Source organism: Halovulum marinum (assembly GCF_009697225.1).
GTDB classification, from domain to species: domain Bacteria; phylum Pseudomonadota; class Alphaproteobacteria; order Rhodobacterales; family Rhodobacteraceae; genus Halovulum; species Halovulum marinum.
The window spans coordinates 478,618-499,279 of record NZ_WIND01000002.1 but is presented as its reverse complement, the minus strand read 5'-3'; the positions used below and the strand labels follow the sequence as shown (position 1 = coordinate 499,279).

Annotated in this window: 20 protein-coding genes; 9 read left to right on the top strand and 11 right to left on the bottom strand. The window is 70.3% G+C overall.

The genetic code is table 11. The features are described 5' to 3' along the window. The first annotated feature begins 54 nt into the window (after window positions 1–54). The 4 genes from GE300_RS05490 (at window position 55) to GE300_RS05475 (ending at window position 3,380) form a co-directional block, all read left to right on the top strand. Entirely contained in the window at window positions 55–522 is a 468-nt protein-coding gene (locus GE300_RS05490; RefSeq protein WP_154445528.1) for a peroxiredoxin, read from the top strand. A 352-nt stretch (window positions 523–874) separates the two neighbouring features. Continuing rightward, entirely contained in the window at window positions 875–2,200 is a 1,326-nt protein-coding gene (locus tag GE300_RS05485) for a DUF5930 domain-containing protein (protein ID WP_154445527.1), read from the top strand. Beyond that, window positions 2,190–2,714, top strand: a complete 525-nt coding sequence (locus tag GE300_RS05480; protein ID WP_154445526.1) for a bactofilin family protein — start codon at window positions 2,190–2,192, stop codon at window positions 2,712–2,714. The genes GE300_RS05485 and GE300_RS05480 overlap by 11 nt, the downstream gene beginning before the upstream one ends. 237 nt (window positions 2,715–2,951) lie before the next feature. After that, window positions 2,952–3,380 (top strand): GFA family protein, encoded by a 429-nt coding sequence (locus GE300_RS05475; protein ID WP_154445525.1) that lies wholly within the window; start codon window positions 2,952–2,954, stop codon window positions 3,378–3,380. A gap of 70 nt (window positions 3,381–3,450) precedes the next feature. Here the strand turns inward: GE300_RS05475 and GE300_RS05470 are convergent, their stop codons facing one another. The 6 genes from GE300_RS05470 to GE300_RS05445 all read right to left on the bottom strand — a co-directional run bounded on the left by GE300_RS05470 (window position 3,451) and on the right by GE300_RS05445 (window position 10,571). Continuing rightward, the gene (locus GE300_RS05470) at window positions 3,451–4,632 is read right to left on the bottom strand and encodes an ammonium transporter (protein ID WP_154445524.1); all 1,182 of its coding nucleotides are present in this window, start codon (window positions 4,630–4,632) and stop codon (window positions 3,451–3,453) included. Between the two features lie 185 nt (window positions 4,633–4,817). After that, window positions 4,818–5,204, bottom strand: a complete 387-nt coding sequence (locus tag GE300_RS05465) for a DUF4112 domain-containing protein (protein WP_154445594.1) — start codon at window positions 5,202–5,204, stop codon at window positions 4,818–4,820. 73 nt (window positions 5,205–5,277) lie between these two features. Beyond that, the gene (locus GE300_RS05460; RefSeq protein ID WP_154445523.1) at window positions 5,278–5,457 is read right to left on the bottom strand and encodes a YqaE/Pmp3 family membrane protein; all 180 of its coding nucleotides are present in this window, start codon (window positions 5,455–5,457) and stop codon (window positions 5,278–5,280) included. 62 nt (window positions 5,458–5,519) lie between these two features. Continuing rightward, window positions 5,520–6,641, bottom strand: coding sequence for a peptide chain release factor 2 (prfB, locus tag GE300_RS05455; protein ID WP_154445522.1), 1,122 nt, complete (start codon window positions 6,639–6,641; stop codon window positions 5,520–5,522). A 96-nt stretch (window positions 6,642–6,737) separates the two neighbouring features. Then, a complete protein-coding gene (locus tag GE300_RS05450; RefSeq protein WP_154445521.1) occupies window positions 6,738–9,332 on the bottom strand; it encodes a penicillin-binding protein 1A in 2,595 nt (864 codons plus the stop codon). Window positions 9,333–9,353: 21 nt separating this feature from the next. Further along, the gene (locus tag GE300_RS05445; RefSeq protein WP_154445520.1) at window positions 9,354–10,571 is read right to left on the bottom strand and encodes an N-acetylmuramoyl-L-alanine amidase; all 1,218 of its coding nucleotides are present in this window, start codon (window positions 10,569–10,571) and stop codon (window positions 9,354–9,356) included. A 456-nt stretch (window positions 10,572–11,027) separates the two neighbouring features. Here GE300_RS05445 and GE300_RS05440 point away from each other — a divergent pair, with 456 nt between their 5' ends. Continuing rightward, window positions 11,028–13,964, top strand: coding sequence for a ribonuclease E/G (locus GE300_RS05440; RefSeq protein WP_154445519.1), 2,937 nt, complete (start codon window positions 11,028–11,030; stop codon window positions 13,962–13,964). 42 nt (window positions 13,965–14,006) lie between these two features. Here the strand turns inward: GE300_RS05440 and GE300_RS05435 are convergent, their stop codons facing one another. After that, complete coding sequence (locus GE300_RS05435) at window positions 14,007–15,158, bottom strand: aminotransferase class I/II-fold pyridoxal phosphate-dependent enzyme (protein ID WP_154445518.1); 1,152 nt, start codon at window positions 15,156–15,158, stop codon at window positions 14,007–14,009. A gap of 216 nt (window positions 15,159–15,374) precedes the next feature. On the opposite strand from GE300_RS05435, the gene GE300_RS05430 reads away from it, so the two are divergent. From GE300_RS05430 to aat, 4 genes are all read left to right on the top strand, one after another. Beyond that, on the top strand, window positions 15,375–16,127 hold the full coding sequence (locus GE300_RS05430; RefSeq protein WP_154445517.1) for a DsbA family protein: 753 nt from the start codon (window positions 15,375–15,377) through the stop codon (window positions 16,125–16,127). 110 nt (window positions 16,128–16,237) lie between these two features. Continuing rightward, window positions 16,238–16,729: an acetyl-CoA carboxylase biotin carboxyl carrier protein gene (accB, locus tag GE300_RS05425; protein ID WP_154445516.1), complete on the top strand. Its 492-nt coding sequence runs from the start codon at window positions 16,238–16,240 to the stop codon at window positions 16,727–16,729. Window positions 16,730–16,739: 10 nt separating this feature from the next. Then, the gene (gene accC / locus GE300_RS05420) at window positions 16,740–18,083 is read left to right on the top strand and encodes an acetyl-CoA carboxylase biotin carboxylase subunit (protein WP_325063115.1); all 1,344 of its coding nucleotides are present in this window, start codon (window positions 16,740–16,742) and stop codon (window positions 18,081–18,083) included. Between the two features lie 51 nt (window positions 18,084–18,134). Then, the gene (gene aat, locus GE300_RS05415; protein WP_325063114.1) at window positions 18,135–18,791 is read left to right on the top strand and encodes a leucyl/phenylalanyl-tRNA--protein transferase; all 657 of its coding nucleotides are present in this window, start codon (window positions 18,135–18,137) and stop codon (window positions 18,789–18,791) included. On the opposite strand, the gene GE300_RS05410 is transcribed toward aat, so the two are convergent. The 4 genes from GE300_RS05410 to GE300_RS05395 are packed head-to-tail and all read right to left on the bottom strand — an operon-like array spanning window position 18,755 to window position 20,650. Continuing rightward, window positions 18,755–19,372, bottom strand: coding sequence for a DUF2155 domain-containing protein (locus GE300_RS05410; protein ID WP_233416772.1), 618 nt, complete (start codon window positions 19,370–19,372; stop codon window positions 18,755–18,757). The genes aat and GE300_RS05410 overlap by 37 nt on opposite strands. Beyond that, the gene (mlaD, locus tag GE300_RS05405; protein ID WP_154445515.1) at window positions 19,372–19,827 is read right to left on the bottom strand and encodes an outer membrane lipid asymmetry maintenance protein MlaD; all 456 of its coding nucleotides are present in this window, start codon (window positions 19,825–19,827) and stop codon (window positions 19,372–19,374) included. Before mlaD ends, GE300_RS05410 begins: the two co-directional genes overlap by 1 nt. Window positions 19,828–19,831: 4 nt before the next feature. Further along, window positions 19,832–20,206 carry an NADH:ubiquinone oxidoreductase subunit NDUFA12 gene (locus GE300_RS05400; RefSeq protein WP_154445514.1) on the bottom strand — a complete coding sequence of 125 codons (375 nt, stop codon included), beginning with the start codon at window positions 20,204–20,206 and terminating at the stop codon, window positions 19,832–19,834. 60 nt (window positions 20,207–20,266) lie between these two features. Continuing rightward, entirely contained in the window at window positions 20,267–20,650 is a 384-nt protein-coding gene (locus GE300_RS05395; protein ID WP_154445513.1) for a RidA family protein, read from the bottom strand. Window positions 20,651–20,662 lie beyond the last annotated feature (12 nt).

The window sequence follows — 20,662 nt, the reverse complement described above, 5'->3', positions numbered from 1 at the left end:
GGATCAGGTACCTTAACAGTGTCCCGAACCGTGACCAAGGCAAAGGGACCACCCATGAACGAACTTGAATCCGGCGCGCCCGCGCCCGCGTTCAGCCTGCCGCGCGACGGCGGCGAAACTGTGTCGCTGTCGGATTTCGCCGGGCGGATCCTGGTGCTGTACTTCTATCCGCGCGACGATACTAGCGGCTGCACCAGGCAGGCGGTCGCCTTCACCGGCCTGCTCGGGCAGTTCCGCGCCGCCGGTGCCGAGGTTCTGGGGGTGTCGAAGGACACCGTCGCCAGTCACGACAAGTTCGCCGCCAGACACGGGCTGGAACTGCCGCTGCTGTCGGACGCCGAGGGCGATCTGTGCGAGCGGATGGGCGTCTGGAAGCGGAAAAGCATGTACGGCAAGACCTTCATGGGCATCGAGCGCACCACCTTCCTGATCGGCCGCGACGGCCGCATCGCCCGGATCTGGCGCAAGGTGAAGGTGCCTGGCCACGCCGAGGACGTGCTCGAGGCGGTGCGCGCGCTCTGAACGCGGATCCTGCCGCCGCGCCGGGCGGCGAGGCGCCCCGCCTGCCGACGACGATCGGCTCGCGCCGGTGGCGATCCGGGATCGGGTTCCTCTGGCCGGAGCCCCGGCGAGCGCGTGGCGCGAGCCGACGCCAGGGCGTGACCGCCAGACCACGCCGCCGCAGAAAAACGCCGCACACGCGCGCACACGCCCCCGTGAGCGGCATTTCGCCGACGCGACCGCCCGGCGCCGGGCGTGACGTTGCGCCGGACGCCCGGCTTGGCTAAGCACGTCGGAACAGTCGGAACCGGGGCCGCAGGCAGGCGCGGGCAGACAACAACAACGGAAGATCCGAACACGATGGCGGCACACGATGGCGGCTGAAAACACCGCGACCGAGACCGAAACCGGTACACACCGCATTCTCATCGAAACCTCGACGGCCACCCACGAGATCCGGCTGACGCGCGGCCGGATGACGGTGCTGGCCGCGGCCGCCGCGCTGGGGCTGGGCTGGACGCTGACGGCGACCGCCGGCTTCCTGGTCTCGTCTCTGGGCGACACCGGCCAGGGCGCCGAGGTCGGCATGGTCGAGCAGGCCTATGGCGAGCGCATCGAGGCGCTGGACACGCGGCTGGCAGCGGCCACCGAGCGCGCCCGCGAGGCGACCGCGAAGCTGGACGCCGCGCTGGCGCGGATCGTCGCGCAGCAGCGGATGCTGCGGACGAGCCTGGACGCCGAGGACGAACTGGCCGCCGAGCTGGACGCGATGCGCACCCAGCTGGTCCAGGCGGTGCAGAACCGCGATGCCGCCGAGCAGCGCGCGGCGCGGCTGGACAGCCGGCTCGCCTCGCTGCGCACCGACCTGGGCGACGACGCCGCGCAGGCCGGCGAGATGGAGGTCGTGCTCGACGCGATGTCCGACATGCTGCAGAGCGCCGTGCGCGACCGCGACACCCAGCGCGAGGACATGACCCGGCTGCGCACCCAGATCACCGCGATGAAGCTGCGCATGGAGATCGCCGCCGACCGGCAGGAGCGGCTGATCGCCACCCTCGAGGACGCGGTGCAGGTGTCGTTCAAGCCGCTCGAGAAGTTGTTCGAGGGCACCGGCCTGGACGTCGACAGCCTGCTGCGGAAGGTCAGCAGCGAGTACAGCGGCATCGGCGGCGACGGCATGGTGATCCCCGCCAGCCTCGCCGGCGGCGACGAGCCCGAAGCCAACGCCCGCCTGGCCAGCCTGATGGCCGGCATGGACCGCACGAACATGATGCGGATCGCGGCGACCAAGATCCCGTTCACGATGCCGGTGCGCCAGGCGCACCGCTTCACCAGCGGCTTCGGCCCCCGCAACGATCCCAAGAACGGCAGCCGCCGCGCGCACAACGGCATCGACCTGGCCGGGCCGCGCGGCACCCGGATCGAGGCCACGGCCGACGGGGTCGTGACCTATGCCGGCTGGTCCAGCGGCTTCGGCAAGCTGGTCAAGATCCAGCACGCCTTCGGCTTTGAAACCTACTACGCCCATCAGGACAAAATCCGTGTCAAGGTCGGTGATCGGATTGCCCGCGGCGATCATATCGGCGATATGGGGAACACGGGTCGCAGTACCGGCGTACACCTGCACTACGAGGTGCGGCTTGGTGGCAGTCCGGTAAACCCGCTGACATACATAAAGGCTGCTCAAGATGTTTTCTAAGAACAAACCGCACGAGGGGCAGGACGCCCCCACCGCAACCACCACCACGGCCAAGCCGTCCACGCCGCCGGGCTCGCCGCCCGCGTCGGCGCCCAGCTCGGGCCCGAGCACCGGCGCCAGCACGGCGCCGGCGCAGTCCAAGCCCAAGGCGCAGCCCTCGGTGCTGTCGTCGGACCTGGTGGTGACCGGTCACCTGAAGACCGCCGGCGACATCCAGATCGAGGGCTCGGTCGAGGGCGACATCCACGCGCACCTGCTGACCGTCGGCGAGAACGCCACCGTCAAGGGCGAGGTCGTCGCCGATGACGTCGTCGTCACCGGCCGCGTCGTCGGCCGCGTGCGCGGGCTGAAGGTCCGCCTGACCGCGACCGCGCGCGTCGAGGGCGACATCGTCCACAAGACCATCGCCATAGAGAGCGGCGCCCATTTCGAGGGCTCGGTCCAGCGCAACGACGATCCGCTGAAGAACGACGGCCAGAAGAAACCGCTGCCCAGCGCCAACAACGGCGGCTGACAGGCCCCGACGCATCAGGCATCTGTCTGCTCGGCACCGCCCTTCGCGGTGCCTTTTTTTTGGTGGTGCTCACGCCATCCGCGAGATACCGGGCGTGGCTGCCCTCGCCCCAAGCGGTTCCCCGAAGGCGTTCGATGCGAGGGGTGCATGTGCTATGCTCCGGCCCGCCCCCTGCCGTGCGGCAGGGAAAAACAGGGGAGTCCCTGCCACACGGCGGGGCAAACAGGGGAAATTGTCATGAGCGACACGCAGACCGGAACATGCTTCTGCGGCACCGTCGAGATCGAGGTGACGGGCGCGCCCGAGGCGATGGGCTACTGCCACTGCGCCAGCTGCCGTCACTGGTCGGCCGGCCCGGTGAACGCCTTCACCCTGTGGGCGCCCGACAAGGTGCGCGTCACCCGCGGGCAGGATCGCCTGGGACAGTACAACAAGACCGAGAACTCCGACCGGATGTGGTGCAAGGACTGCGGCGGGCACGTCATGGCCCGGCATCCGGGGCTGAAACTGGTCGACGTTTACGCCGCGGTGCTTCCCGGCATCGCATTCACGCCCGGCGTGCACGTGAACTATGCCGAGACCGTGCTGCCGATGAAGGACGGGTTGCCGAAGCTGCGGGACTTCCCCGCCGAGCTTGGCGGATCGGGCGAGGTCATGGCCGAATAGATGGCCGAATAGGCCGGGCCATGGACCGGCCGGGCGGGGTGCCCGCTCGCCCGGTCCGCGGCGGTCCGGATCACGACACCACGTCGTAGGCGCGCTCGCCGTGCGAGGCCAGGTCGAGGCCGACCAGTTCGTCCTCTTCGGTGACGCGGATCGGGAACACCAGCGCGACGATCTTCACCAGCACGAAGGTCACCACCAGCGTGTAGAGGCCGACCACCGCCAGCGCGCCCAGCTGTGCGCCCAGGCTGCCGGCGCCGAACACGGCGATCATGATCGTGCCGAAGATGCCGCCGACGCCATGCACCGCGAACACGTCGAGCGTGTCGTCGATCTTCAGCATCTCCTTCACCACGCGGCAGGCCTCCTGGCACAGCACGCCGGCGACCGCGCCGATCACCAGCGCCTCGACCGGTCCGACGAAGCCCGACGCCGGGGTGATCGAGGCCAGGCCGGCGATCGTGCCGGTGACCAGGCCGACCATCGACGCCTTGCCGTACTTGATCCGCTCCCACAGCGCCCACGACAGCGAGGCGGTGGCGGCCGAGATGTGCGTGACCACCAGCGCCATCGCCGCGCCGCCGTCCGCCGCCAGCTGCGAGCCGGCGTTGAAGCCGAACCAGCCGACCCACAGCATCGACGCGCCGATCATGACGTAACCGGGGTTGTGCGGCGGCTTGGACCTGTCGCCGCGTGCGCCCAGCACCAGCGCCACCACCAGCGCCGCGATCCCGGCGGTCTCGTGCACGACGATGCCGCCGGCGAAATCCCTCGCTCCCGTCGCGCCCAGGATGCCGCCGTCGGCCAGCATCCCGCCGCCCCAGACCCAGTGCGCCACCGGCGCGTAGCACAGCAGCATCCACAGCGCCGAGAACAGCATCACGAACCCGTAGGAGATGCGCTCGACATAGGCGCCGACGATCAGCGCCGGGGTGATGATCGCGAAGGTCATCTGGAAGGCGAAGAACAGCACCTCGGGGATCGTACCCGACAGGGTCTCGGCGTCGACGCCGGCCAGGAACATCTTGCCGAATCCGCCGAACAGCCCGCTTTCGGCCGGGCCGAAGGCGATCGAGTAGCCGGCGACCAGCCACAGCACCGACATCAGGCAGGCGATCGACATCGTCTGCATCAGCACGCTGAGCACATTGCGCGAGCGCACCAGCCCGCCGTAGAACAGGGCAAGCCCCGGCAGGGTCATGAAAAGTACCAGCGCCGTGGCCACGATCAGCCAGGCGGTATCCGCGCCATTCATTCCGTTTCATCTCCCGCTCCGGGCCGCTTTGTGCGGCCGCTTCTGCATTGGCGGGAAGTCGTCGCGGGGCGGCGGCGGCAAGGCAAGCTCGGGGGGGCGCGGCAGGGGGCGGAATGCCGGAAGTGATGATTTATGCGTCAGACAGCGGCGTGCCTGCCCGAAGAACCGGCAGACCGAAGATGGCGTCAGCGGCGGCGCGCGCCGGTCTGGGCCGGGCGATCCTGCCGGCGCCGCGCCGCCGGGCCGCTGCGCGTCCGCGCCTTGCGCGACAGCTCGCGCCGCAGCAGATCGACGTTGCGCAGGTTGCTCTTGAAGCCGATGTCGAACAGATCGCCGACCACCGGGATGCCGCCGATCACGGTATCGATCGCGGTGTTCATCCCCATGCGCACCAGCGTGCGGCGACGGGCGCCCATGCGGTGACCGCGCCAGATCAGCCAGGCGGCCGGCGCCAGCGTCGCCGCGTCGCCCACGCCCGGAATCAGGCCCAGCAGGCCGTCCCAGCCGAAGCGGATGCCCAGCACCCGGAACCGGCTGTCGAGCAGACGCGCCAACTGGTCGAGCTCGGCCATGTGCGGATCGTCGGCGGCGACGACCTCGGCCATCGATTCGGTCGAGGCGCCCGAGACCGGATCGGCCACCCGATCAGATGGTGTGCGGGCGTTCATCGCGGGCGATGATGTAGACCGCGTGCACGATGCCGGGGACATAACCCAGGATCGTCAGCAGGATGTTGATCCAGAAGTGCTTGCCCAGGCCCACTTCCAGCAGGACCCCGAGCGGCGGCAGGATGATCGCGATGATGATCCGGAAGATGTCCTTCATGTTCATTCCCCCTTGGTACGGAGAACGAACGCCGCTCGCGGGTGTGCGGTTCCGCCGCCCGCTCAATCCTCGGCGTTGGCCTCGGCGCGGCTCTTGCCGGAAACTTCCTGCGCCAGCGCGGCGGCCATGAACGCGTCCAGGTCGCCGTCCAGCACGCCCTGCGTGTCCGAGGTCTCGACGTTGGTGCGCAGGTCCTTCACCATCTGGTAGGGCTGCAGCACATAGGACCGGATCTGGTTGCCCCAGCCGGCGCTGCCCTTGGCCTCGTGCTGGGCGTTGATCTCGGCGTTCCGCTTGTCCAGCTCCATCTGGTAGAGCCGCGATTTCAGCGCCTTCATCGCGATGTCGCGGTTCTGGTGCTGCGACTTCTCGGAACTGGTCACCACGATGCCCGTGGGCGCGTGGGTGATCCGCACCGCCGAATCGGTGGTGTTGACGTGCTGGCCGCCCGCGCCCGAGGACCGGTAGGTGTCGATGCGGATGTCGGCCGGGTTGACCTCGATCTCGATGTTGTCGTCGACCACGGGGTACACCCACACGCTGGCGAACGAGGTCTCGCGCGTGCCCTTGCCGAAGGGCGAGATCCGCACCAGCCGGTGTACGCCCGACTCGGACTTCAGCCAGCCGTAGGCGTTGGCGCCCGAAATCTTGTAGGCGACCGACTTGATCCCCGCCTCGGCGCCCGCTTCCTCGGACTGCAGCTCGACCCTGTAGCCGTGCGCCTCGGCCCAGCGGACGTACATGCGCTGCAGCATCTGCGCCCAGTCGCAGGCCTCGGTGCCGCCGGCGCCGGCGTTGATCTCGAGGAAGGTGTCGTTGCCGTCGGCCTCGCCGTCCAGCAGCGCCTCCAGCTCGGCCTGCGCGGTGCGCAGCTTCAGATCGGCGATCGCGGCCTCGGCCTCGGCGACGACCTCGGTATCGTCCTCGGCCTCGCCCAGTTCGATCAGGTCGCGGTTGTCCTGCAGCTCGGTGCGGAAACCGGCGAACCGGTCCAGCGCGTCGGACAGCTGCTGGCGCTCGCGCATCAGCTTCTGGGCGCGGGCCGGGTCGCTCCACAGGTCCGGATCCTCGGACATCGCGTTCAGCTCTTCCAGCCGATGCTCGGCGGTCTCGCCCAGCCGCTGCCGCAGCAGGTCCAGCGACTTCCGGATGTCCGCGATGTTGTTCTCGGTCTCTGCGCGCATCGGTGCCGTCTTCTTCCATGTCCGGGCCGGCGTCGGTCGACGGCGGCCCGGACGTTCTAGGAAATGCCGCCGGAAGCTACAAGGCCGCGCTCCGGCTCAGTACAGCCCGCCGGAGGACAGGGTGCCGAACGACGGGCTGGTGCGGATCACCTTGCGCTGGCCGTCGCGGGTGACGCTCTGCGCCGACTGCCCGCCCTCCTCGCGGCTGAACAGCGGCAGGTCCGCGCCCATGGCGAAGCCGCCGTCGACGAAGGTGCCGTAGCCGCCGACCGACGGCTCCTCGCCGCGGCGGAACAGCTCGGTCACCACCTGCTCGCCCGAGGCGTTGTCCGGCAGGCGCTGGCCGGTGAAGCGGTCGATCTTGACGAACACCGTGTTCGGCGGCTGCGGCCGCTCGAAGCTGCCGTGGTCCTTCAGCGCCACCTCCATGAAATCGGCGAACACGGGGCCGCACAGCGTGCCGCCGTAGGCGCCCGAGCCCATGTTCCGCGGCGTGTCGAAGCCGATGTAGCAGCCCGCCGCGATCCGCGGGGTGAAGCCCAGGAACCACGCATCCTTGGCGTCGTTGGTGGTGCCGGTCTTGCCCGAGATCGGCACGCCGAGCCGGGCGCCGACGGTGCTGGCGGCGGTGCCGCGCGACACCACGCCCTGCATCATCGAGCTCAGCTGGTAGGCGGTCACCGGGTCCATCACCTGCCGCGCCGGATCCCAGATCCAGGGCAGCTCGCCGGCGAACTCCTCGGCCTCGCAGCCGCGGCAGCCGCGCTGGTCGTGGCGGTAGATGGTGCGGCCGTAGCGGTCCTGCACCCGGTCGACCAGCGTCGGCTCGACCCGCTTGCCGCCGTTGCCGAACATCGCGTAGGCGGCGACCATCTTGAACAGCGTCGTCTCGCCCGCCCCCAGCGCGTAGCTGAGGTATTCCGGCATGTCGTCGTAGACGCCCAGGCGTTCGGCATAGGCGCTGACCCGGTCCATGCCGATGTCCTGCGCCACCCGCACCGTCATCAGGTTGCGCGACTGCTCGATGCCGGTGCGCAGCGGCGCCGGGCCGTAGAACCGGTTCGACGAGTTCGTCGGCCGCCAGATCTCGCCGCCCGATTCCACCTCGACCGGGGCGTCGACGACGATCGATGCCGGGGTGTAGCCGCTGTCCAGCGCCGCGGCGTAGACGAACGGCTTGAAGCTGGAGCCGGGCTGCCGCGTCGCCTGGGTGGCGCGGTTGAACACCGAATGCTGGTAGCTGAAGCCGCCCTGCATCGCCAGCACCCGGCCGGTGGTCACGTCCATCGCCATGAACGCGCCCTCGATCTCGGGGATCTGGCGCAGCGACCAGCGCTGGAACTCGCCGCCCTCGGTGATCGCCTTGACCATCACCACGTCACCGACGCGGTAGAGAGCGCCCGCCGTTGTCGGCTTGCCGCCGCTGCGGTCGCCGTCGCGGATGCGGCCGATCCAGTCCGCGTCGCCCAGGGTCAGGAAGTGGCCGTCCTCGTCGTCCTCGACGCCCTCGATGCCGATCCGCGCCGAGCTCTCGCCCACCTCCAGCACCACCGCCGGAATCCAGCCGACGACGTCGCGCGGCGCGCGGCTGGCGGCCAGCGCCGTGCGCCAGCCGCTTTCGTCCGTCAGCGTGTCGGCCCCGATGGTGGCGACCGGGCCCAGGTAGACGCCGCGGCTGCGGTCGTATTCCTCGAGCCGGGCGCGCAGCGCCTTGGCGGCGGCGGCCTGCAGTTCCGGATCGACCGTGGCGCGCACGGTCAGGCCGCCGGTGAACAGTTCGTCCTCGCCGCCCTCCAGCTTCTCGCCCAGCTGGCGGCGGATCTCGTCGGTGAAGTAGTCGCGCGACGGCAGCGCGTCGCGCGACGACAGCACGTCGCCGGACTGCACCGTCAGCAGATCCGAGGCGATGGCGTCCTCGAACTCCTCGGCGGTGATGTAGCCGTTCTCGAACATCTCGCGCAGCACGAAGTCCCGCCGCGACACCGCGGCCTCTTTCTCGCGCACGGGGTGGTAGTTCGACGGCGCCTTCGGCATCGCCGCCAGATAGGCGGCCTCGGCCGGGGTCAGCTCTTCCAGGGTCTTGGCGAAATAGGTCTGCGCCGCCGCGGTGACGCCGTAGGAATTCTGCCCGAGGAAGATCTCGTTCATGTACAGCTCGAGGATGTCGTCCTTGCTCAGGGTCGATTCCGCGCGCACCGACAGGATCAGCTCCTTGATCTTGCGCGTCGCCGAGCGCTCGCCGTCCAGCAGGAAGTTCTTCATCACCTGCTGGGTGATGGTCGAGGCGCCGCGCAGCGTCTCGCCCCTGGCCGCCTGCACCATCGCCGCGACCATGCCGCGCAGATCGAAGCCGGGATGCTCGTAGAAATTCTTGTCCTCGGCCGACAGGAACGCGCCCTTCACCAGATCGGGGATCTCGTCGATCGGCGTGAAGATCCGCCGCTCGCGGGCGAACTCGTCCATGATCAGGCCGCGGGCGGAGTAGATCCGGCTCAGCGTCGCCGGCTCGTACTGCGCCAGCTGCTGATGGTCCGGCAGATCGCGCGCATAGAGGTAGAAGATGCCGCCAAGCACCAGCACGCCCATGATCAGGCCCAGGCTCAGCCAGCTGAACAGGAAGCCGATGAAGTTGAGCGTTCCCCGCGCGCCCGATTGCGCGCGATTGCCCGCACGGCGGAGTAAATGTGTCATCGCCATCTATCTAGCTCCCGCCTACCGGCGCATCAACGCCAGGAAGTCCTCGTCCGCTTCGCGCCACTCGTCCAGCGCGCGGATCAGGGCCCGCCCCACCTCGGCCCGCCATTCGGGCGACTGCATCCTTGCCAGATCGCCCGGATCCGACAGGAAACCGAGCTCGAGCAACAGGGACGGCATGTCCGGCGCTCTCAATACGCGAAAATCCGCAGCCCGCAAGGGCCGTGAGCGGATCGCCCTGCTCGAGGCGACCAGAGCCGCGACAATCCGCTGGGCGGCGATGCGGGCGCGGGCCTCGGTGGCGGGGCGCTCCATGTCGAACAGGGTCAGCGTCACGTCGTCCTGCTCGGGCCGCCCCGGCAGCCCCGCGCGCTGGTCCGAGCGGTTCTCCAGCAGCGCCACCCGCGCGCTGGCCGGGTCCGAGGCGATTTGCGAGGGCGCGTAGATCGCCGCGCCGCTGGCCTTGCCCTCGGTCACCGTGTTCGTGTGCAGCGACAGGAACAGTGCCGCGTCGGTGGCGCGGGCGAAGGCCACCCGGTCGTCGAGCAGCAGGAAGCGGTCGTCGCGCCGGGTCAGCAGCACCTCGTAGCGCCCCGTCGCCTCCAGCAGCGCGGCGAACTCGAGCCCAAGGGCCAGCGCGATGTCCTTTTCGCGCACGTCGCCGCGGGTCGCGCCCGGATCGACGCCGCCGTGGCCGGGGTCGAGCACGATTCGCGCACGCCCCCTGGCCGCCGCGTCCGGCGGCGCCGCGCGGGCCGGCGCCGCATGGCCCGGCGCCAGCCGCGCCGCGTCCGCGAAGCCGCCCCGCCCCGCCGGCGCCAGCTCGATCGCCAGCCGCCCCTCGGACAGCGCCGCGTGCGCCACCGTCAGCGGCCGGTCGAGCGCCAGCACCAGCCGCGACCAGCCCGCGGCGAGCCGGCCCGCCCGCAGGGGCCGCACCGCGCCCGCCGCCGGCACGTCCGGCGCCGCCAGCGACTCGGTGCCGAGATCGACGATCAGCCGCGGCGGGCCGTCGGCGACGAAGGCGCGCCACGGCATCGGCCGCGGCAGTTCCAGCTCGATCCAGTGCGCGCCCCAGGCCGACGCCTCGACCAGCGCCAGACGGGCCGGACCGGCCGCCGAAGCCCCGCCGCCGGACAGCGCCGCCGCCAGCACCAGAACCGGCACCAGAACCGGCACCAGAACCGGCACCAGAACAAGACCGCCCCAAAGACGGCGCACACGGGTTGCGAACAAGACCTGCCTCCGCTCGATTTCCGATCCCGCCTTCGCGGCGGTGGTGTCACATTGCCCGCAGACTACACCATCTTGCACCAGAATTCGATTGTACTCGTCTGTCTTGCGCGGTTATCTTCGCCGCATCGCTGCGAAAAATCCGTCGGCGAACTGTATTTGTCGCTCACTCCGGGGCTGCACCGGCAGACCCTGCCCCTGAGCTCCGTTGAAAAGCGACCGGCCTTTGCGCCACCCGCCCCGGCCGTTTGCCGGGAAACGAAAATGTGCCCCGGGCCCGCCCGGGACCAGGAGACGAACCGCGATGAACCGCGCCGGCCTTGCAGAACCGACCCGAGGGATGGCTTCCGCCGCCCGTCGGAGGGGTCCGGTCGTGCGCGCCCTCGCCCGAACAGGTGACGTCCCGTGCCCCCCGCGCCCCGCGCGGCAGCGGCGGAACGGGATCTCCAGAAAGACAACATGCCCAAGAAAATGCTTATCGACGCCACCCACGCGGAAGAGACCCGCGTGGTCGTGGTCGAAGGAAACAAGGTCGACGAATTCGATTTCGAATCGCTGAACAAGCGCCAGCTGGCGGGGAACATCTATCTCGCCAAGGTCACCCGGGTGGAGCCGTCGCTCCAGGCCGCGTTCATCGACTACGGCGGCAACCGCCACGGCTTCCTCGCGTTCTCGGAAATCCATCCGGACTACTACCAGATCCCGGTCGCCGACCGCGAGGCGCTGCTGGCCGAGGAACAGGCGCTGGACCGCGCCGAAAGCGAGGAAGACGAGGAAGATCGGAAAAAGCCGTCGCGCGGCCGTTCCCGCTCGCGCTCGCGCGGCCGCTCGAAGTCGCAGCCCAGCCGTGACGGCGCCGCCAGCGCCGGCGATGCCGTGCTGGCCGAGGACCTGCCGGCCGAGACCGACGAGTCGACGCTGGTCGAGGATCTGCCCGAAACCGCGGGCGCGCGCCCCAGGGCCGAGGCTGCCGACGGCGCCAGCGACCCGGAGGCGTCGGAAACGCCGTCGGCCTCGCAGCCGGAGCCGGCGCAGGCCGATGATGCGGCAGATGCATCGCGTGGCGGTGACGATACCGACGCCGCTGACGATGCCCACGACGATGCCCACGCCGAGACCGACGCCGAGGCGGCCGATGCCAAGGTCGACGAGGTCGACACCGTCGGTGCGGACGATCCGAAAGAGGACATCGCCCCGCGCCGCCCCCGCCCGCGCCGCTACAAGATCCAGGAGGTCATCAAGGTCCGCCAGATCCTGCTGGTGCAGGTCGTCAAGGAAGAGCGCGGCAACAAGGGCGCGGCGCTGACCACCTACCTGTCGCTGGCCGGCCGGTATTGCGTGCTGATGCCCAACACCGCCCGCGGCGGCGGCATCAGCCGCAAGATCACCAACGCCCCCGACCGCAAGAAGCTGAAGGAGATCGCCTCCGAGATCACCGTGCCGCAGGGCGCGGGGCTGATCATCCGCACCGCCGGCGCCAAGCGCACCAAGACCGAGATCAAGCGCGACTACGAATACCTGCTGCGCCAGTGGGAGCAGATTCGCGATCTGACGCTGCGCTCGATCGCGCCGGCGCACATCTACGAGGAAGGCAGCCTGATCAAGCGCTCGATCCGCGACCTCTACAGCCGCGACATCGACGAGGTGCTGGTCGAGGGCGAGTCCGGCTACCGCGAGGCCAAGGACTACATGAAGATGCTCATGCCGTCCCACGCCCGCAACGTGAAGCTGTACACCGATCCGCTGCCGCTGTTCGCGCGCTTCCAGGTCGAGAACTACCTGACGGCGATGTTCAACCCGACCGTGCAGCTGCGGTCCGGCGGCTACATCGTGATCGACGTGACCGAGGCGCTGGTCGCGGTCGACGTGAACTCCGGCCGCTCGACCAAGGAAGGCTCGATCGAGGAGACCGCGCTCAAGACCAACCTCGAGGCCGCCGAGGAAGTCGCCCGCCAGGCGCGTCTGCGCGACCTCGCCGGGCTGATCGTGATCGACTTCATCGACATGGACGACCGCCGGAACAACGCCTCGGTCGAGAAGCGGCTGAAGGACAAGCTGAAGACCGACCGCGCCCGCATCCAGGTCGGCCGGATCTCCAGCTTCGGGCTGCTCGAGATGAGCCGCCAGCGGCTGCGCCCGGGCATGCTCGAGGCCACCACCGCGCCCTGCTCGCACTGCCACGGCACCGGCCGGGTGCGCTCGTCCGACAGCCTCGGCCTGGCGATCCTGCGCGAGCTGGAGGAGGAAGGCGTGCGCCAGCGCGCCAAGGAGGTGCTGGTCGCCTGCCCGGTCGAGATCGCCAACTACCTGCTGAACGCCAAGCGCGACCACATCGCGATGATCGAGGGCCGGTTCGGCCTGTCGGTGCGCGTCGAGGGTCGCCCGGCGATGATCAGCCCGGATTACGAGATCCAGCGTTTCAGCACCGCCAGCCGCGCCGTGCCGCAGGCGCAGGAGCTCGAGACCATCCGCATCGCGCCGATCGCCGACCTCGAGGACGAGACCGTCGAGGAGCCGGAGGAGATCCCGGCCGAGCGGCCTGCGGCCGAGGCCGCCGGCGACGACGGTCAGCAGAAGAAGAAGAAGCGCCGTCGCCGGCGGCGCGGCGGCAAGAACCGCGACGAGGCGCAGCATGGTGCCGACAGCGCGACCGACGGCGCCCCGCGGGACACAGCCGTGCCCGCCGAAGCGCCGGCCGCGACGCCGGCCAGCGATAACGCGTCCGGCGACGTGCTGGTGGACGCCGGTGACGCCGCGGTGCACAGCCCGGCCGAGGCCGCGGACGACAATGGCGAGCCGGCGCCGCGCAAGCCGCGCGCGCGCAGCCGCAAGCGGAAATCCGCCGCGTCCGAGATCGTCGAGAGCGCCAGCGAGACGGTGACCGAAGACGACGATGACGACAACAACGGCAACGGCGACATCCCGGTCGGACAGGCCGCCGAGGAGTCGATCGAGCCGGCCGAAACGCCGGAACCCGAGCCGGCCCTTGCCGACGCCGCCGCCACTGCGGACAGCGCCGCCGGGGCCGACACCGCGCCCGAGGCGTGGCCGTCCGAAGCGCCCGCGCCCGTCGACGCACAGCCCGCCGAGACACATCCCGCCGGGACACCACCCGCCGAGACGCCGCCCGCCGGTGCAGCCGCGCGGCAGCGCAAGCCGCGGGTGCGCGCCTCGGCGAAGGAAACCATCGAAGCCGTCGTCGGCGCCGCGTCGGCGGTAATGACCGGCACGGCCCCGGCGGCGGAGGCGGACCGGGTCGAGACGGACCGTACCGAAACGGACCGTGCCGAGCCCGCTGCGCCGCAGCCCGCGACCGAGGCCGAGGACGGCGGCGAGGACGAGACCGCCGGGCGCAAGCGCGGCTGGTGGTCGCGCGCGCTCAGCAGCTCCGAATAAGGCCGGCGGCGGCGCGGTCCCGGGGATCGCGCCGCCCGCCCCTCAGGACGCGCCGCGCGCCTGGTACCAGGCCTTCAGCCGCTCTGCCCCCTCGATCATCTCGGCATGCGCGCCGGCGTAGGAGAACCGCAGCCAGCGGTGGCCGCGCACCGGATCGAAATCCAGCCCCGGCGTCACCGCCACCCCGGCCCGCTCCAGCAGTTCGGCCGCCAGCGCGCGGCTGTCGTCGGTCAGGTGCGCCACGTCCGCGTACAGGTAGAACGCGCCGTCGGGCGGCGCGATCCGCGCGAACCCGGCGCGCGGCAGCGCATCGAGCAGCAGCGCCCGGTTGCGTGCGTAGGTGGCGACGTTCGCCCGCATCTCGTCCTGCGCGTCCAGCGCCGCCAGCGCGGCGACCTGCGCCACGTGCGGCGCGCAGATGAACAGGTTCTGCGCCAGCCGCTCGACCCGGCGCACATGGTCCGCGGGCACCACCATCCAGCCGACCCGCCAGCCGGTCATCGAGAAAAACTTCGAGAACGAGTTGATCACGTAGACGTCGTCGCCCACCTCCAGCGCCGTGGTCGCGCGCCCGCCATAGGTCAGCCCGTGGTAGATCTCGTCCGAGACGAAGGCGGTCCCGGCCTCGGCGCAGGCGGCCATCAGCGCCGCCAGGTGCGGCCGGTCCAGCACCGTGCCGGTCGGGTTCGCCGGGCTGGCCACCAGCAGCCCGTCCAGCCCCAGGCCGTGCAGATGCGCCGGCGCGACCTGATAGCGGGTGTCGGCGCCGGTTTCGATCCGCACCGGCTGCAGCGACAGCGCCTTGAGGATGTTGCGGTAGCTGGGATAGCCCGGATCGCCGATCCCGACCCGCTGGCCGGCGTCGAACAGCGACAGGAACGCCAGCTGGAACCCGGCCGAGGAGCCGGCGGTGACCACCACCCGGCCCGGATCCAGGTCGATGCCGTACCATTCGCCGTACAGCCGCGCGATCCGCGCGCGCAGCGCCGGCAGGCCCAGGGCGACGGTGTAGCCCAGCGTCTCGGCGTCCAGCGCGCGGGCCACGGCGGCGCGCGCGGCCGCCGGCGCGGCGGTGCCGGGCTGGCCGATTTCCATGTGGACGATGCGCCGCCCCGCCGCTTCGGCGATCCGCGCCCGCTCGGCGACATCCATCACGATGAAGGGATCGACCTCGCCGCGGCTTGAAGTTCGCATCGGTTTCGCCTCTGGCTGTTGCGGTCCACCAGCGGAGGCTCACCATTTTCAGCAGACCGTGGCAAGGCCCCCGGCCCGGCTTCCGGCCAGCGCGCCGGTTGCTGCGGCCCCGAACGCCGCCCCGCCAGGTGGCGGTTCCACGGCGGCCGGAGCCCGACCGTCATTGACACCCTCGCCGCGCGGCGCGACCGAAAGCCGAGAAAGGACACCGAATTCATGAGACTGCTGTTTCCGCTGCTGCTGGTGCTGGGCATGGGCATGGGTTCAGCCGTCGCGGCCGGCCCGTTCGACGATCTCAGCGACGAGGACCGCGCCCTGCTGGGCCGCGAGATCCGCACCTATCTGCTGAAGAACCCGGAAGTGCTGATGGAGGTGATCTCCGAGCTCGAATCGCGCCGGGCCGAGGCGCGGGCGCAGCAGGCGGCGCGGGCGCTGGAGGCGCACCGCGACGCGATCCTCGACGACGGCCATTCCCGGGTCGGCGGCAACCCCGACGGCGACGTCACTATCGTCGAGTTCCTCGACTATCAGTGCAGCTTCTGCAAGCGCGCCCATCCCGAGGTCGGCGAACTGCTGGCCCGCGACGGCGAGATCCGCCTGATCCAGAAGGAATTCCCGATCCTCGGGCCGGCCTCCGAGATCGCCGCCCGCGCCGCGGTGGCGGTGCTGCTGGAACAGGACCAGGCGCTCTACAAGGCGTTCTCGGACCGGCTGATGCAGCACAAGGGCCCGCTGAACGCGAAGGTGGTCGAGGGCCTGGCGCGGACGTCCGGCGTCGATGTCAAGGCGATGGCGGCGCTGGCGCAGAGCGACCGGGTCACCCGCATCCTGCAGGCCAACCGCGAGCTGGGCGCGGCGCTGCAGATCGGCGGCACGCCGACCTTCGCGATCGGCGACGAGCTGGTGCGCGGCTATCCTCCGCTGGCGCAGATGCAGGATATGGTGGACGCGCAGCGCGACAAGATGTAGGCGGCAGAAGGGGATCGGCACTTTTCCTGTGCACGCTCTCCCCGTATAAGGCATGCACCGCGTGGCCCGGACGGGCCGCGGCACCGATGCGAGGCAGAGCCGGGGACCGGATGAGCAAGAGCGATCACACTTCCGACGTGAAATTCATCGCGGCGCTGGCCGCATTGCTGCGCGAGCACGACCTCAGCGAGGTCGAGGTCCGCCGCAGCTTCGGCGAGGACGACACGCTGGATGTCAGGGTCGCCCGCGGCACCCTGGCGGCGCCGCAGATGCAGCCGGCGCCGGCCCCGGTGCATCACGCCGCCGCGGCCCCTGCCCCGGCGGCCGCCTCCGCCGTCGCTGAGGCCCCGGAGGATCCGGCGCAGCACCCCGGCGCGGTGACCTCGCCGATGGTCGGCACCGCCTACCTGCAGCCCGAGCCGGGCGCGCCGGCGTTCGTCAGCGTCGGCGACAAGGTCTCGGAAGGTCAGACCGTGCTGATCATCGAGGCGATGAAGACGATGAACCAGATCCCGGCGCCGCGCGCCGGCACGGTGAAGCGCATCCTGATCGAGGACGGCTCGCCGGTCGAGTTCGGCGCGCCGCTCCTGATCCTCGAGTGAGGGGCGTTACGTGTTCAAGAAGATCCTGATCGCCAACCGCGGCGAGATCGCGCTCCGCGTGATCCGCGCCTGCCAGGAAATGGGCATCGCGACGGTCGCGGTGCATTCCACCGCCGACTCGGACGCGATGCACGTGCGCATGGCCGACGAAAGCGTCTGCATCGGCCCGCCGCCGGGCACAGACAGCTATCTTTCGGTGCCCTCGATCGTCTCGGCCTGCGAGGTCTCGGGCGCCGAGGCGATCCATCCCGGCTACGGCTTTCTGTCCGAGAACGCCGCCTTCGTGCAGGTGCTCGAGGATCACAACATCACCTTCATCGGCCCCTCGTCCGAGCACATCCGGATGATGGGCGACAAGATCACCGCCAAGGAGACCATGCGCGCCCTGGGCGTGCCCTGCGTGCCCGGCTCGGAAGGCGGCGTGCCCGACCTGGCCGAGGCGCGGCGCCTGGCCGACGAGATGGGCTATCCGGTGATCATCAAGGCCACCGCGGGCGGCGGCGGGCGCGGCATGAAGCTGGCGCGCTCCAGGTCCGAACTGGACCACGCCTTCCAGGGTGCCCGCTCCGAGGCCAAGGCCGCCTTCGGCAACGACCAGGTCTACATCGAGAAATACCTGCAGAAGCCGCGCCACATCGAGATCCAGGTGTTCGGCGACGGCAAGGGCCGCGCGGTGCACCTGGGCGAGCGGGACTGTTCGCTTCAGCGCCGCCACCAGAAGGTGTTCGAGGAATCGCCCTCGCCCGCCATCGACGCCGAAACCCGCGCCCGGATCGGCAAGGTCTGCGCCGACGCGGTGGGCGAGATGGGCTATTCCGGCGCCGGCACCATCGAGTTCCTCTACGAGGACGGCGAGTTCTACTTCATCGAGATGAACACCCGCCTGCAGGTCGAGCACCCGGTGACCGAGGCGGTCTATCGCGTCGATCTGGTGCAGGAGCAGATCCGCGTCGCCGCCGGCGAGCCGATGACCCTGCACCAGGACGATCTGACCCCCGTCGGCCATGCCATCGAGGTGCGGATCAACGCCGAGAAACTGCCCGAGTTCCGGCCCAGCCCCGGCCGCATCGCCGCCTATCACGCGCCCGGGGGCCTGGGGGTGCGGATGGACAGCGCGCTCTATCAGGGCTACTCGATCCCGCCCTATTACGACAGCCTGATCGGCAAGCTGATCGTGCATGCCAACGACCGGCCGCAGGCGCTGGCGCGGCTGCGCCGCGCGCTGGGAGAGCTGATCGTGGACGGCATTGAAACGACCACGCCGCTGTTCTACGATCTGCTGGACCAGGCCGACATCCAGACCGGGGACTACACCATCCACTGGCTGGAGAAGTTCCTGGCGCGGAAGGACTGACACCGGGCCCGGAACCGGGACCGAAACGGCGCGAGGGGGCGGACAAGCAGCGTGCGGGACGACCCTCACTTTCCACCGATCAGCGCGCGCCTGCTGCTCGAGGCCTATGCCTCGGGCATCTTTCCGATGGCCGAGGGCGCGCTGTCGGACGAGATCTTCTGGGTCGATCCCAAGCTGCGCGGGGTGCTGCCGCTCGACGGGCTGCACGTCTCGCGCTCGCTGCGCCGCAAGATCCGGCGCGGCGGCTTCGAGGTCCGGGTCAACACCCGCTTCATGGACGTGGTCGACGCCTGCGCCAGCCGGCAGGAGACCTGGATCAACGCGCAGATCGAGGAACTCTATCACGAGCTGTTCCGCATGGGCTACGCGCACTCGGTCGAGCTGTGGGAGGACGGGACGCTGGCCGGCGGCCTTTACGGCGTGGCGCTGGGCGGGGCGTTCTTCGGCGAAAGCATGTTCTCGCAGCGCCCCGACGCGTCGAAGCTGGCGCTGGTCTATCTGGTCGCACGGCTGCGCGCGGGCGGCTTCAGCCTGCTCGACACCCAGTTCGTGACCGAGCATCTCGAACGCATGGGCGCGGTCGAGATCCCGCGCGCGCACTACCACCAGGAATTGGAGAAGGCGCTGCGCCGCCCCGCCGACTTCTGGCGGCTGCCGCTGTCAGAGCCGCCTCAGTCGGTGTTGCAGCTCAGCACCCAGACGTCGTAGCGCGGATGGTCCAGCGCCGACAGCGCCGGGCTTGACGCCAGCATCCATCCCGAAAACCGGTCCTCCTCCTCGCGGCGGTCGCGGATCTTCAGGAAGGCATAGGCCTCCTCGGTGATATCGCCGCGGGGGTAGCGGCAGGCCGCCAGCGTAACGACCAGCCGCTTGAAGGCCAGCGTCTCGCCGACGCGAATCTCGAAGTCGTTGACCGTGTTGCTCAGCTTGTCCAGGCCGCGCAGCCGCGCCTTCGGCGCCTCCAGCATCTCGCCCGGCGGCGCCTGTGCGCCGGCAGGCGCGGGATCGGGCAGGCGCGCGCGCGGCTCGTCGGCGAAGGGATCGTCCAGCGGGCGCGGTTCGGGCTGTTCCTCGGCGGGCTGCGGCTGCGCGTCGGGCTGTTCCTCGGCGGGCTGCGGCTGCGCGTCGGGCTGCGGCGCGGGATCGTTCGGCCCGCGCGGCAGCTGGTCCAGCGGCAGCGTCAGGATGCCGGGATCGTTCAGGTCCACGTCCTGCGCGGCGGCGGTCAGCGCCGCACCGCACAGCGCCAGCGCGGCCAGCGCCGCGCGCATCGGGCAAGGCACCGCCATCACCCTTCCTCTTTGTCGCCGGTGACGAATTTCATCAGCAGGTTCAGGAAACTGATCGCGCTCTGCGTCAGCAGGATCTCGTCGCCGTCGGCCAGCATCAGGTCCGATCCGCCGGGGGTGATCTCGACGAAATTCCCGCCCAGCAGACCTTCCGAGGCGATCTTGACGTCGGAATCCTCCGGCAGCTTGATGTCGTCGCGGATCGCCAGCCCGACCTCGGCCTGGTAGGTCTGCGGGTTCAGCCCCAGCCGGCTGACGCTGCCGATCTTGACCCCGGCCATGCGCACGTCGGTGCCGGTGGCGATGCCCTCGACCGAATTGAAACTGGCGTGCAGCTGGTAGCGGCCGTCGCCGCCGGCGCCCAGGCCGACGGTCTGGTTGCCGTAGACGGCGAAGCCTGCCGCCGTCAGCAGGACCACCGCGCCCAGCAGCGTCTCGGTCACCGAATTCGCCATGCCGCTACTCCGGTGTCCAGGCTTCGTAGTCCGGCCCCGGCGCCCGGCCCGCGGTGTACAGGCTGCCCGGCGGGTGGTAGGCGGCGGGGGTGCCGGTCACGTTCGGCACATGCGGCTTTTCCCAGGACTTGCGCGGCAGCGGCGCCTCGGTCGGCGGCGCCTGATAGGTGTGATGCAGCCAGCCGTGCCACTCCGGGCTGACCCGGCTCGCCTCGGCCTCGCCGTTGTAGATCACCCAGCGTCGCTTGCCGTCGGCGCTGTGATAAAACACGTTGCCCTGGTCGTCCGCGCCCACCTTCGTGCCGTGGCGCGAGGTGAAGATGCGGGTGCCGATGGTCTGGCCGTTCCACCAGGTGAATATCTGTGCCAGCAGGCTCATCGCGTGCCTCTCGTTGAACTCCCACCCCTTCTATTGAGGCCGGGGGCCGAGGTCCAGAGCCTAGGCGCGAAGCCGCGCGGTAACCTCGATCTCGATCTTCATCGCCGGGTCGATCAGCCCGGCCTGGATCATCGTGGCGGCCGGCCGCGCGGCGGCGAAGGCGGCGCGCAGGGCGGGCCAGCAGGCGGCGAAATCGGCCCGGTCCGGCAGCACATAGGCGACCCGCACCACGTCGTCGAGCGTCGCCCCGGCCTCGGCCAGGGCCGCGGTGATGTTGTGCAGCGCCTGCCGCGCCTGCGCCTCGGGGGCGTCGGCAAGGGTCATCGTGGCGTAGTCCATCCCGGTCGTTCCCGACACGAACACCCAGCCGTCGCACACCACCGCGCGGGAATAGCCGATCTCGGCCTCGAAGCGGGAGCCGGAGGAAATCGTGCGGCGGGCCATGGGCGCGTGCCT

Bases quoted from the DNA above. Each gene is read 5' to 3' on its own strand.
- GE300_RS05490 (WP_154445528.1), top strand. From the start codon at position 55: ATGAACGAACTTGAATCCGGCGCGCCCGCGCCCGCGTTCAGCCTGCCG.
- GE300_RS05485 (WP_154445527.1), top strand. From the start codon at position 875: ATGGCGGCTGAAAACACCGCGACCGAGACCGAAACCGGTACACACCGC.
- GE300_RS05480 (WP_154445526.1), top strand. From the start codon at position 2,190: ATGTTTTCTAAGAACAAACCGCACGAGGGGCAGGACGCCCCCACCGCA.
- GE300_RS05475 (WP_154445525.1), top strand. From the start codon at position 2,952: ATGAGCGACACGCAGACCGGAACATGCTTCTGCGGCACCGTCGAGATC.
- GE300_RS05470 (WP_154445524.1), bottom strand. From the start codon at position 4,632: ATGAATGGCGCGGATACCGCCTGGCTGATCGTGGCCACGGCGCTGGTA.
- GE300_RS05465 (WP_154445594.1), bottom strand. From the start codon at position 5,204: ATGGCCGAGCTCGACCAGTTGGCGCGTCTGCTCGACAGCCGGTTCCGG.
- GE300_RS05460 (WP_154445523.1), bottom strand. From the start codon at position 5,457: ATGAAGGACATCTTCCGGATCATCATCGCGATCATCCTGCCGCCGCTC.
- prfB (WP_154445522.1), bottom strand. From the start codon at position 6,641: ATGCGCGCAGAGACCGAGAACAACATCGCGGACATCCGGAAGTCGCTG.
- GE300_RS05450 (WP_154445521.1), bottom strand. From the start codon at position 9,332: ATGACACATTTACTCCGCCGTGCGGGCAATCGCGCGCAATCGGGCGCG.
- GE300_RS05440 (WP_154445519.1), top strand. From the start codon at position 11,028: ATGCCCAAGAAAATGCTTATCGACGCCACCCACGCGGAAGAGACCCGC.
- GE300_RS05435 (WP_154445518.1), bottom strand. From the start codon at position 15,158: ATGCGAACTTCAAGCCGCGGCGAGGTCGATCCCTTCATCGTGATGGAT.
- GE300_RS05430 (WP_154445517.1), top strand. From the start codon at position 15,375: ATGAGACTGCTGTTTCCGCTGCTGCTGGTGCTGGGCATGGGCATGGGT.
- accB (WP_154445516.1), top strand. From the start codon at position 16,238: ATGAGCAAGAGCGATCACACTTCCGACGTGAAATTCATCGCGGCGCTG.
- GE300_RS05410 (WP_233416772.1), bottom strand. From the start codon at position 19,372: ATGGCGGTGCCTTGCCCGATGCGCGCGGCGCTGGCCGCGCTGGCGCTG.
- mlaD (WP_154445515.1), bottom strand. From the start codon at position 19,827: ATGGCGAATTCGGTGACCGAGACGCTGCTGGGCGCGGTGGTCCTGCTG.
- GE300_RS05400 (WP_154445514.1), bottom strand. From the start codon at position 20,206: ATGAGCCTGCTGGCACAGATATTCACCTGGTGGAACGGCCAGACCATC.
- GE300_RS05395 (WP_154445513.1), bottom strand. From the start codon at position 20,650: ATGGCCCGCCGCACGATTTCCTCCGGCTCCCGCTTCGAGGCCGAGATC.